A 244-nucleotide genomic window follows, 5' to 3' on the forward strand; every position below is an offset into this window, starting at 1 on the left:
ACCGATGCGGTGGCACGACGGGCTTCGCCTTTATGCTGCACTTTATTGAGCTGCCGTTCCAGCTTGTTGATCAATTCATTAATAGCGGTGTACATATCTTCGTGTTTTGCGCTGGCGACCAGATGTCCGTTCGGTGTATTAATGGTGGCGTCAGCAATAAAGCCCTGTGGCTCTTTAGACAGAATGATATGAGGATTAATCAGGTGAGTTTGCCATTTTTCCAGTTTGGCGAGACGGTCTGCGA

At 48.4% G+C, this 244-nt stretch carries 1 protein-coding gene; it reads right to left on the reverse strand.

Features of this window, described 5'->3' with window-relative positions:
- A partial coding sequence (gene raiA / locus BBB58_RS14975; RefSeq protein ID WP_074038048.1) for a ribosome-associated translation inhibitor RaiA occupies positions 1 to 244 on the reverse strand: 244 nt, incomplete at both ends.

Source organism: Exiguobacterium profundum (assembly GCF_001909285.1).
Taxonomy (GTDB): Bacteria; Bacillota; Bacilli; order Exiguobacteriales; family Exiguobacteriaceae; genus Exiguobacterium; species Exiguobacterium profundum.